Origin of the sequence: Parabacteroides timonensis (assembly GCF_900128505.1) — a bacterium.
In the GTDB taxonomy this organism is placed as follows: domain Bacteria; phylum Bacteroidota; class Bacteroidia; order Bacteroidales; family Tannerellaceae; genus Parabacteroides; species Parabacteroides timonensis.
In genome coordinates this window covers 113,921-126,004 of the sequence record NZ_LT669940.1, presented here as the reverse complement: position 1 = coordinate 126,004, position 12,084 = coordinate 113,921, and the positions used below count along the sequence as shown (strand labels likewise).

The 12,084-nt window shown below is 45.4% G+C and carries 9 protein-coding genes and 1 riboswitch; of the genes, 8 read left to right on the top strand and 1 reads right to left on the bottom strand.

The features are described 5' to 3' along the window. Positions 1 to 25: 25 nt before the first annotated feature. From nrdG to BQ7394_RS01295, 7 genes are all read left to right on the top strand, one after another. On the top strand, positions 26 to 526 hold the full coding sequence (gene nrdG / locus BQ7394_RS01325; protein ID WP_075555725.1) for an anaerobic ribonucleoside-triphosphate reductase activating protein: 501 nt from the start codon (positions 26 to 28) through the stop codon (positions 524 to 526). Between the two features lie 254 nt (positions 527 to 780). Further along, a riboswitch (cobalamin riboswitch) is annotated at positions 781 to 1,058 on the top strand. Between the two features lie 79 nt (positions 1,059 to 1,137). Next, complete coding sequence (locus BQ7394_RS01320; RefSeq protein ID WP_161951770.1) at positions 1,138 to 3,366, top strand: TonB-dependent receptor; 2,229 nt, start codon at positions 1,138 to 1,140, stop codon at positions 3,364 to 3,366. Between the two features lie 36 nt (positions 3,367 to 3,402). After that, on the top strand, positions 3,403 to 4,089 hold the full coding sequence (locus BQ7394_RS01315; protein ID WP_075555723.1) for an HmuY family protein: 687 nt from the start codon (positions 3,403 to 3,405) through the stop codon (positions 4,087 to 4,089). A gap of 60 nt (positions 4,090 to 4,149) precedes the next feature. Continuing rightward, positions 4,150 to 8,400, top strand: a complete 4,251-nt coding sequence (locus tag BQ7394_RS01310; protein ID WP_075555722.1) for a cobaltochelatase subunit CobN — start codon at positions 4,150 to 4,152, stop codon at positions 8,398 to 8,400. 3 nt (positions 8,401 to 8,403) lie between these two features. Further along, positions 8,404 to 9,087: a hypothetical protein gene (locus BQ7394_RS01305; protein ID WP_075555721.1), complete on the top strand. Its 684-nt coding sequence runs from the start codon at positions 8,404 to 8,406 to the stop codon at positions 9,085 to 9,087. Beyond that, a complete protein-coding gene (locus tag BQ7394_RS01300; RefSeq protein ID WP_075555720.1) occupies positions 9,084 to 9,680 on the top strand; it encodes a MotA/TolQ/ExbB proton channel family protein in 597 nt (198 codons plus the stop codon). Before BQ7394_RS01305 ends, BQ7394_RS01300 begins: the two co-directional genes overlap by 4 nt. Beyond that, positions 9,667 to 9,993, top strand: coding sequence for a DUF2149 domain-containing protein (locus BQ7394_RS01295; protein WP_075555719.1), 327 nt, complete (start codon positions 9,667 to 9,669; stop codon positions 9,991 to 9,993). Before BQ7394_RS01300 ends, BQ7394_RS01295 begins: the two co-directional genes overlap by 14 nt. Positions 9,994 to 9,999: 6 nt before the next feature. Here BQ7394_RS01295 and BQ7394_RS01290 read toward each other — a convergent pair whose 3' ends face one another. Then, on the bottom strand, positions 10,000 to 10,917 hold the full coding sequence (locus tag BQ7394_RS01290) for a helix-turn-helix domain-containing protein (protein ID WP_235848645.1): 918 nt from the start codon (positions 10,915 to 10,917) through the stop codon (positions 10,000 to 10,002). 245 nt (positions 10,918 to 11,162) lie between these two features. Here BQ7394_RS01290 and dinD point away from each other — a divergent pair, with 245 nt between their 5' ends. Beyond that, a complete protein-coding gene (dinD, locus tag BQ7394_RS01285; protein ID WP_075555718.1) occupies positions 11,163 to 11,996 on the top strand; it encodes a DNA damage-inducible protein D in 834 nt (277 codons plus the stop codon). Positions 11,997 to 12,084: the final 88 nt, after the last annotated feature.

The following is a 12,084-nucleotide window of genomic DNA, read 5'->3' as shown; positions in this document are numbered from 1 at the left end:
TTAATTTATTGACACATTATTTTTTATGCTTTCAATCATAGACATTATAGAAGATACAACCGTAGACGGTCCGGGATTCCGGACCGCTATCTACGCTGCCGGATGCCCGAATCAATGCCCGGGTTGCCACAATCCGGAGTCATGGGATATAAAGAAAGGTAAACCAACCCCGACGGAAGAAATATTGGACAAAGTTCTGGCCGACGAATTTGCCGACGTTACATTTAGCGGCGGTGATCCGATGTTCCAACCGGAAGAATTTACCAAACTGGCTCGTGCCATTAAAGAAAAAAGCCAGAAAAATATTTGGTGCTACACGGGATATAAGTTTGAAAAACTATTGGAAAACCCAAAACAGGCAGCGTTGCTTCAATACATCGATGTACTGGTGGACGGGAAATTCAAACAGGCTTTGCACGATGAAAGTTTATTATTCCGCGGCAGCAGCAACCAACGGTTGATCGACGTAAAGAAATCACTGAAAGAAAAGAAAGTGGTTTTCTACAATTATAATCCGTTTCTCTGAAATCATAAAAGGATTTTAAACTCTCGGAGGACGAATCCCCTGAGATTACATTTTGCTTCTCAAATCGACTATTCTCCTAGCTCTTTAATATGTTAAAAAATATTACCTGGCCGGGTAATTTCATTTACCCGGTATAGTAATCCCATTTACATGGTAGGGTAGTGTCATTTTGATAATCACGATTCACAACAAAACCGATCTTGCTTAAACATTTTTTCCTGAATAATTATTATTTGTATTCAAAAATACTTTAGTACTTTTGTAACGGATTAAGGTGAATCACGATGCATTCTGCTGGTGATGAGAGGGAATCCGGTGAAAGTCCGGAACAATGCCCGTTGCTGTAATCCCGTTCCGGCAGCCTGCCGGAAATGCTTGCAACTTCATGCCACTGACGATTCAGTTGATAGTGGAAAGTTGACAGTTGACAGTTTTTCTGTCCGTATTTTATCTGTCAACTGTCAACTATTCCGTCGGGAAGGCTTTGCAAAGCCGGGAAAGTCAGAAAACCTGCCTGATCATTTATATTCATGCTTTCGGGATAAAGAGCAGGAATTAACACAAGGCAGAATTTCAATACAAATTCTTCCATTTTTTATATGCTTACTTATATGAGACTGAAAGGTATTGCTATGTCTTTACTTTCGGTGTGCGTGTTTACCCCGGCAATGGCTGTTGACGGAGGAATGACAAACAATACACCCGAGAAAGAACAAGTACAAACCGGCATTTGTGTGTTGACCGGCAGAATCATCGACTTTGAAACAGGAGAAGGTATACCAATGGCCACAATCAATGTTCCGGGAACATTGATTGGCACCGCCTGTGATGCAGACGGTCGTTTCCGTCTGGAACTGATCGAAGGAAAAAGTTACAATCTGCTGGTACGCTCGACCGGATACATGGAACAGAGTATCAAAGTCAATGCCAACGGAGCACAAAAACAGATGGATATCCGAATGAATGCCGGTATATTCGATCTGAATGAAGTGGTGGTGACCGGAACACGCACCGAAAAACTTATTAAAAACTCTCCGGTACTGACCAAACTGATCCCGGCTTCCCAATTACAGCGCAATGACTTCGAAAATATTATGGATGCACTGGAGTTTTCCATTCCGGGATTGCAATTCAACAGCGATCCGCGAGGGGATAATATCCGTATCCAGGGATTGGAAAACAAATATATCCTGATTCTGGTCGATGGTGAGCGCCTGTCTACCACCCCCGGAGGCCCGATCGACTTCGAACGTCTAAGTACATCCAATATCAAGCAGATAGAAGTGGTCAAGGGAGCCGCATCCGCCCTGTATGGTTCGAGTGCTATCGGTATGATCATCAATATCATCACCAAGACTCCCGAACGTCCGGCCGAAGGATGGGCTAAAGTGCGCTACTCACGTTATAATGAGTTATTGATGGATGCTGCTTTCGGGACAAAATATAAGAATTTCACTTCGCAGACATTGTTCAACCGTAACTCGACGGACGGTTACGACCTGACACCCGAGACACCGGCAAACTATACGCAAAACCCATCCGCCAATATGACCATATCCGAAAAGCTGGGTTGGGAACATAACGACACTAAACTGAATGCTTCAGCCGATTTCTTCCTGAACGAAGAAAAGAATCCGAAATTAAGCAACGAAGTGACACATTATAAGAGTTTCAACAAAACATTCCGCGCCGGACTCGAACAGAAACTGGGAGAAAAGAATATGTTGAAAGCAATCTATTACGGTGACTTTTATATCCGACGGACTGTCTTTGAAAAACTGGATTCGGTTGGAAAGAATGCCAGTTCGAATGTACAGACCCTACGTCTGACTGATATTTATAACCCACTCGATAATCTGCAAGGTATAGCCGGGGTTGAATTCAACTGGAACAAAGACTATAATATCATGCAATACGGGGAAAAGATGAAAACCCGAAAAGTAAACGATATCAACGGATTTGTACAGTTGGACTGGAAAGTCATTCCCCAACTCGACATTATCGGGGGCTTCCGTTATACACATCATTCTGTGTTCGGAAATGCTTATACACCGAAAGTCAACGTAATGTATTCACCCGGTAATCTGCGCCTGCGTGCCGGATACAGCAAAGGTTTCAAAGCCCCCGATGCTACCGAACTGTTCTCCGACTTCCAGATGGGTTCCGTTTCCCACAATATCGGTAATCCGGATCTGAAAGCCGAGCATTCCAATTATTACTCTTTCTCTGCGGAATACACTTTCAACAAGCTGAATATCAGTGGAGAAATCTACCAGAACGATATCAAAGATAAAATACAGTCATATAACGTTATCGTGGAACTGCCCGACGGAGGCGAAGAAGCACAGTTACGATACAGAAATGTGGACAATGCCCGTATCCGTGGAGCGGAGATCTCTGTCACTTATAAACCGTTCCGATGGGTAAACCTTCAAGGAACTTACGACTTTACGGATGCACAGGACAAAGCTACCGGCCTGCAGCTGACCGGAAACACTAAGCATGCTCTCAGTTGCAACGCGATGTTCTTATTCGATGTCTTCAAACGGGAAGCCTCTGTCTCCGTTGCCGGACGATGGACATCGAAGAAAATCAACTTCCGCGAAAAGACTGTGGTCGATCCTGAAACGGGAGAAACGATCCAGCAAATGGTAGACAGCCCGCAAGACGCATACAGCCTTTGGAAACTGACCGTGCAGTATAGCATCTGGAAACATAAATATATGAACTTGCTATTGACAGCCGGTGTACAGAACATCTTCAACTACACCGATCCGGTCAACTATACGACCTACGATCCGGGACGACGCGTGTTTGGTTCCGTCATCTTTAAATTCTGATAGCGATTTATGAACATTATAATTATTAATCATTTTATGAAAACAAACAAATTAAATTTTGCAGTATTTGGTCTGAAACAGATCATGGTACTTGTTACGTTGTGTTTACTTTCTACCTGTTTTGTGGCTTGTGGCAGTGATGATCCCGAACCTGAACCAACACCGGCTCCAGCTCCGGAACCAGAACCGGAACCGGAAACGCCAGCAGAACCTAAGTCCTTTTCTTTTGTATCTACCAGCACAGCTGCCAACGAATGGGTTTATTTCTCTTTTGAAAAAGGAGATAGCGTAGCAATAGACAAAGCGAACGCAGCCAAAGATAAAACATGGGATATCGCTTTCCAACGTTTCTATATCCGTACTAACAGCGGTACGGCAGGTGAAGGACAAGGCGGTGCTCTGGATACTAAAGAAACAGCATTCGATAAAGTAACAAAAGTTCCGACCGAAGGATTCATTGTCGATACCGATATTGAAATGATGACGGTGATGGGTAAATTCGAAACACGCCCAGCCAATACAGCATTTCAGGTTTTGGAACATCCGGTTTGGGCATGGTTCGATGCTCCTACGGGAGATATGCAATGGCATTATAACAAAAATGTATTTGTTATCAAAACTGCCGACGGCAAGAACTATGCAAAAATAATCATGCAGAAATACAAAAGCGATGATAATAAATCCGGACACATCACTTTTGACTACGTATATCCGTTTAAATAACATTAGTTAATCACACAAAGGAAGGGAGATCTCCCTTCCCTTTGTTAATTATTTCATATCATGTCTGTAATTCAATTCCTCCGTCAACACAAATCTGCAGGATGGAAAGCCGGGCTGGCACTTTTGCTGGTACTCGGCTTATATGCTTTTTATAGCCTGCTATTGTCGCCTACCCAAATAGCGTTGGTAAACTTCCCGTCTTATCAGGTATCCAACATAGCCATGGCCAGCGACAGTCGCCTGATACAAGTCAGCGAAGTAAAGCCGGAAGATGCTTCTTCACTGAAGAAATACGACGCGATCCTGTTGTTCGGTCCGGGACTGCGATTGACGGAAGAGCAGACAGAAAACATTGAAGCCGCAGGGAAAAACGGGACAACGGTGTACACCTTTATCTTCTCGTCCGGCTCCATCATCAACCACCATGTAGACAGTTTGCAGCAAGAACAGCTGGACACCTACTACAACAACCGGAGCAAAGTGAACTACCGGAATATGCTGCACTATATCCGCAGCACGTTCGACAGCCGGAAATTATTCCAAACAAAACCGGAAGAAGCGGTACTTATCCCTTCCGACATCTTTTTCCATCTGGAAGACGGTGTATTCTACCGTACTGCCGACGAACTGACCAACCACCTGCGTGAAAAGAAAATATACAAGGAAGATGCACCACGCATCGCATTCGTATCGGGTATGACTTCCCCGCTGGAAGGAAACCGGAGTTATGTGGACAGCCTGATCACCCGTCTGACGGATGCAGGATTCAACGTTTATCCCATCGCGGCAGCTGCCAAACGGCAGGAACTGATGGAAAGCGTTCACCCGGATGCAGTTGTCTATCTGCCAATGGGACGCCTGGGAGGAGACAAGACGGTAGAATGGCTGACCCAAAACAATATCCCGCTCTTCTGTCCGCTTTCCATCATGCTGAGCCGGGAAGAATGGCTGAGCGACGACAAGAACAAAGGTGTGACAGGCGGTTACCTGACTGCCCGTATCGTCTTGCCGGAGATAGACGGAGGAATCGACCCACTGGTGATCTCTACCCAGAACGAACATCAGAACGGCTATTTTATGTTTGACGCCGAAAGTGAACGACTGGATAACTTCACCGGCAACGTAAAGAAATACCTGCAACTACGTTCTATACCCAACAAAGATAAACGGGTGGCAATCTGTTATTTCAAAGCAGCCGGGCAAGCCGCATTGGTTGCCGCCGGACTGGAAGTCGCCCCTTCCCTCTACGAGTTACTGAAACGTTTGAAACAGGAAGGGTATAATGTAGACGGTCTACCCGATACCTTCGAGGCATTCAACCTGTTACTGAAAAAACAGGGAGCTGTATTAGGAGCCTACGCCAAAGGAGCACAGAATGATTTCATGAAGAACGGAAACCCACTATGGGTCAGCAAAACAGACTATGAACAATGGGTTGCAAAAACGCTTGTACCCGATAAATACAAAGAAGTAGTAGAGAAGTACGGAGAAGCGCCGGGTAACTACCTGAGTGCCGAACACAACGGAGAACCTTCGCTGGCCATCGCCCGCCTGCAATTCGGAAACATCGTACTTTTCCCCCAGCCGCATGCTGCCGAAGGGGATGACGAGTTCCAGATCGTACACGGCGCTAGCGTCGCACCACCACATGCCTATATCGCCCCCTACCTGTGGGTTCAGAATGAATTTAAAGCGGATGCCCTGGTTCATTTCGGGACACATGGCAGCTTGGAATTCACTCCGGGCAAACAGGCCGGTTTATCCAACAGGGACTGGCCGGACTGTCTGATCGGTAACCTGCCGCATTTCTATTATTACAGTATCGCAAACGTAGGAGAAGCCATTATCGCCAAACGCCGTACACATGCTGTTATGCTGTCGCATATCACACCGCCTTTTATGGAAAGCCGTACACGGGGACGTTTTGCCGGTTTGTTCAGTAATATCGACGCCTGGTATCAGGCATCCGAAAGCAAGCAAAAAGAGATCGGCCTTCAGATAAAAGAGACGGTATTAAAAATGGGCTTACAGCGCGACCTGCAACTGGACAGCGTAGCCGGAACTCCTTATACGGCGGAAGAGATAGAACGCATCGAAAACTTCGCAGAAGAGATCGCCAACGAGAAGATGACCGGACGCCTTTATACACTGGGGCAACCTTATAGTAAAGAAGATATCGAATCGACTGCCATCGCCATGTCGGCTGATCCGCTGGCTTACAGCCTGGCACGCCTGGATGCTCTGAACCAAAAGATCACACGGGAACAGTTGGAAAGCAACACCTATGTATCCCGCCATTATCTCACCCCGGTAAAAGCGAAGATCAAACAGATACTGGCCTCCCCGTCTAAAAACAGCGACCAGCTGATGCAGGAAGTGACCTCGTTGACCCGTGCCGACCTGATGAAAGCGCGTGCAACGGAAATGGCTGTCAATCCCCGACAGATGTCGATGAGTGAGATGATGGCTATGGCCTCCGCCGATAACGACGAGAGTGGTTCAGACGAAAACGGAGGAATGAAAATGCCGGCCGGAATGCCGAAAGTAGGAAAAATGCCGGATTGGGTGAAGAAACGGATCGAAGCCCGCAAAAAAGCAAAGAAAGAAGGAAAGAAAGCCGAAATGCCGGAAATTCCGCAGGAAGAGAAAGATTTCTCCTTCGCCGTACTGGAAATAGAACGCACACTGAAAAATGTACTGAACTATAAACAACTATTGGAAACATCACCGGAGGCGGAATTGCAGGGAATCCTGCATGCCCTCAACGGGGGATATATCGCCCCGAGTCCCGGCGGTGATGTAGTGCTGGCACCTAACACGTTACCGACCGGACGGAACATGTATTCTATCAATGCGGAAGCAACGCCGGGAACCCGTGCCTGGGATAACGGTAAAGCGCTGGCAGATGCTACTTTACAGACTTATTTTAAGAAACATGAGGATTGGCCGCGTAAGGTCAGCTATACTTTCTGGGCCGGTGAATTTATCGAAACGGAAGGTGCCACACTGGCACAAGCCCTCTATATGCTGGGTGTAGAGCCGGTACGCGACGGTATGGGACGCGTCACAGACCTCCGCCTGATCCCTTCCGAAGAGTTGAAACGTCCGCGCATCGACATCGTCGTACAAACATCCGGACAGCTTCGCGACCTGGCGGCTTCACGCTTGGCCATGCTAAGCAAAGCCGTATCGATGGCAGCCAAATCGGAAGGCGACCAATATGGCAACTATGTAGCCGAAGGTACCATAGAATCGGAAAAAATGCTGGTAGAAAAGGGTATCTCTCCCAAAGAAGCACGCGAACTGTCTACCATGCGTATATTCGGAGCGGTGAACGGTGGCTACGGAACAGGTATCACCAGCCTGGTAGAAAAAGGGGATGCATGGAATAACGAATCGCAGATAGCATCCACTTACCTGAATAATATGGGAGCGATCTATGGCGATCAGGAAAAGTGGGGCGAAGTGGTAAAAGACCTGTTTAGCATTGTATTGCAACATACGGATGTTGTTATGCAACCCCGACAGAGTAATACCTGGGGAGCCTTAAGCCTCGACCACATGTATGAATTTATGGGAGGATTGAACCTGTCTGTTCGTAACGTGACGGGCAAAGATCCGGAAGCTTACCTGTCAGACTACCGTAACCGTCACAATATCCGCCTGCAAAACCTGCGGGAAGCAATCGGCGTGGAAAGCCGCACGACGTTACTCAACCCGGAATACATCAAAGAAAAGATGAAAGGGGGAGCCACCACTGCCGAAAATTTCTCCAAGACATTCCGTAATACCTATGGCTGGAATGTAATGAAACCTTCTACCATCGACAATGAGCTTTGGGATGAGTTATACAAAATGTATGTTCTCGACGAACAACAGTTGGGGATACATGATTTCTTCAAAAAGGAAAGTCCTGCCGCCCTGGAAGAAATGACAGCGGTCATGCTGGAAACAGCGCGTAAAGGCTATTGGAAAGCAACAAACGAACAGTTACAACAAATTTCCGAATTGCATGTAGAGCTGATCAATGAATTCAAACCGGCCTGCACCGGATTTGTCTGCGATAATGATAAACTGAAAGAATTTATTGCCGGACAAGTCACTCCTGAGCAGGCAAAAACTTACCAGCGGAATATCACTGAGATAAAAGAGGTCGCTGTCGAAACAGGGCAGCAGGTGGTTCTGAAAAAGGATCAACTGACACAGGCTCCCCAGCAGGAAAGCCAGACGCTGAACGGTATCCTGATCGCGGTAGTGGTCACCTTGTTGTTTATCATGTTGGTATTCGTACTGAAACGGAAGAAAAAATAACGGATGGAATATGTGATCGGCATATTACTCGGATTTATCGCCCTGAATTTTCTGCTGAAGATAGGGTTTTATAATTCTTTTTCCGGTATTCTTGCCGCAGGGCTGGGATGCAGCTTGTTTGTATTGGCTATCTGGCCGTGGACTACCGAACAATCGAAAACACAGATCGCCGATTTCCTATCGTCACCCGAGCGTATGCAGGATGCCGCCGTTATGATCACGCTCGAATCGGCCGTGATGATCGCTTTCTGCTTCGACTGTTTTGCCGGACTACGCAGGCATGATACGTTTTTCAAACGGACACTGACGCGTTTATTGAAAATATATCCGGGAATACTGATCACGATCGTTCTGGCTTATAGCCTGACGCAATTGATCTTTGCTTATCCCGGAACCAGTTTTCGTACCGTTGCCTGGCTGTTTGCCGGTGGAACGGGGATCGGTATAGTCGGTATCGGATGGTTCCTCAAAAAGTATCTGGCAGACGAGAGCCTCCGGTTGGAGTTACTGTTCGTCACCAATCTTTTTATCCTGTTGATGGGGATCATTGCTACGGAAAACGGGCGTACCAGTTACCAGAGTGTCTCCAATGTCAACATACAGGCAATGATCGTTACGCTGGGGGTTTTCATTGCAGGGGCTCTCATCGGATTTATATGGAAATTTATTAAAAAAACAAGGATATGACATCGATCTCTAATGCTTTATTCTGGATCTCTAACGGGCTATTAGTTCCCGTTGTAGTGCTGTTACTACTTTTCTTTGTACGGGCTATTTTGATGGTAGGCGGCTTCTTCGGTGAGTTCTGGCAGAAAACACATTTACAGCAACAGGTGAATGGAATGCTTGAAGAAATGACACCCGATACAGCTGAGGAACTTTACAAACAGCTGCCCGAAAACAAAAATATCCCGTTGCTACGTTGTCTTGAGAAATTATACGGTCACAAAGAGAACGCTGCTTATTGCGAACGTCTATTGGCCAACTACGAAGTGGAAGCCGAAAAGGAACTGGGCCGCTCACGTACCTTTATCAAACTGGGTCCCATGCTGGGATTGATGGGTACGCTGATTCCGATGGGGCCGGCTCTGGTCGGATTATCGACAGGTGATATTGCTTCCATGGCCTATAATATGCAGGTGGCTTTTGCGACTACGGTGGTAGGTATGGTAATTGCTGCGATCGGAGTTGTCACCCTGCAAATCAAACAGCGATGGTATGCCCGCGACATGAACGACCTGGAATACATCTACAAAAATCTGCGAAATGAAACGAAATAGGTTGCTTCATATAGACGGAGACTCCGACCCGATGGGTGTGGTAGCCAATCTTTTTGACGTGGCGATGGTGTTTGCCGTTGCCCTGATGGTTGCTCTCGTCACACGTTTCAATATGACGGAGCTTTTCTCGAAAGAGGATTTCTCACTGGTGAAAAATCCCGGAAAAGAGAATATGGAAATCATCACAAAAGAAGGAGAAACCATCCACCGCTACAGCCCCTCCGAAAACCAGGAAAGCAACAGCAAAAAAGGTCGCAAGGTAGGGATTGCGTATGAGCTGGAGAACGGGGAGATCATCTATGTTCCGGAATAAAAAAGTTTATTCTTTTCCTGTGGCAAACTGGCGTTTGAATAATATAGGCGATATCCCCCTGTGTTTCTTAAAGAATTTCCCGAAAGAGGACTGATCGGAAAAATTCAGCATGTCGGCTATCTGTTGAATGGAGAAATCCGGATTCCGCAAAAGTATCTCAGCTTCGCGCATCAATGCTTCACTGATCCATTGGTTGACAGTCCTTCCGCTAAAACTTTTCATTATACGCGACAGGTACTCGGGGGTAATGCACAATTCACCAGCATAGAAAGAAACGGAATGTTCTGTCCGGCAATGTTTGTTCAGTAACTGGATAAACAGGAAAAGCAATACATCTTTTTCCGGTGGATTCGGATTTACTTTATGACGGTTTGCCTGATAGACAATGTTATTCATCTCCAGTAAAAAGCCACGGAGTTCGTTCAGGATAATATCGCGTTGCCATGCATGTTCCGTACGGTCGATATTCTGCTCGATACGGCAGAGGCAATTCTCCAATAAAAGACCTTCCTCTTCATTCAGATGTTGGATAGGACGACTATGCAGGGAAGCGATATAAGCAGCTGGCATACGACGGCTGTTTAACATGATCTCGGAAAACAGATTGCGTTCGATGATCAGATGATAGCCTTTGAAATCGGAAGAAAAACGGAAGTTCTTTACCGAGTGCATATCCATTATATTCAACAACAGATTATCAGATAAATGATAGGTAAAATCATCTATGGTAATCTCTATATCTCCTTGCCGAACCAGAAAAATAGAAAAGGCATCCAGGCGAATAGAAACATCTTCTTTGAATCCGGGATTCCTATGATTGTTACCATCCATTCTCACAATAACCAATTTATCCTGATAGGACTTCAGATTCATTTTAAAACGAAGCAAGTCCGCAATACTCAGCTGCAAAAAAGATTCTTCCATATCCATTTTTATAAGGATGCAAAGATAGAAAATATATCCGAAAGCAGCTTTGGGTCGGTCTTCATACAACCATTTTGCTGACGTCAGCAAAATGGTCTAACAGAAATTCAAAACATCATTTTGCGCACGCCCGCAAAATGATCGCACAATATATAAATCAAGTGATAAGAAATAATCATAAAAAACACATGCTGTATTCAATATCTATTTCTATATTTGTAGCAATTTAATTAAAAACGGAAACTATGAAAACAGAAGAAATTAAAGAGTTATTTACTCAATTTGAGAGTATTGTTTGTGATTACAACGGCGTAGAGTGTTGGAGTGCTAGAGAATTGCAAAGTCTATTAGGCTATGTCAAGTGGGATAAATTCATTAATGTAATAAATAAGGCGGAAGAGGCATGTAGAAATGCAGGAGAAACTATAGAATATCATTTTCCCCACGTGGAGAAAATGATAAGTATAGGTAAAGGCGCTGAAAGAGAGGTAGATAACATCCTCCTAACGCGTTATGCATGCTACTTAATTGCACAAAATGGCGATCCCCGGAAGCCTGAAATAGCTTTTGCACAAAACTATTTTGCCGTACAGACCAGACGCGCAGAGCTTATAGAACAACGTCTATTAGACTATGAACGCATCAATGCACGTACCAAACTAGCCGAAACAGAAAAGCTACTTTCCGGCGTTTTATATGAGAGAGGCATAGACAGCAAAGGCTTTGCCACCATACGTTCTAAAGGAGATAAAGCACTGTTTCGTATTGATACCAAACTACTCAAACGCAAATTAGGAGTACCCGACAGCCGCCCTTTGGCTGATTTTCTACCGACAATCAGTATAAAAGCCAAGGATTTTGCCGCAGAAATGACCTCTGTCAATGTGCAGCAAAACGATTTATACGGACAAACCTCCATCGAAAACGAGCATGTGGATAACAACCTGGCCGTAAGAGACATGTTGGTCAGCAGAGGCATATTTCCCGAACAATTTCCTGCCGGAGAAGACATAAAAAAGGTAGAGAAACGACTGAAAAAAGATGCTAAAAAGCTGAACGATCCCAAGAAGAAAAAGTAGCAGGCAGCTTACTTGTCCCTGTTCAATTTTGGAACAAATATATTCATTTTTCAACCACAGCTATTATCTCAAAAAGTCGGATATTTGC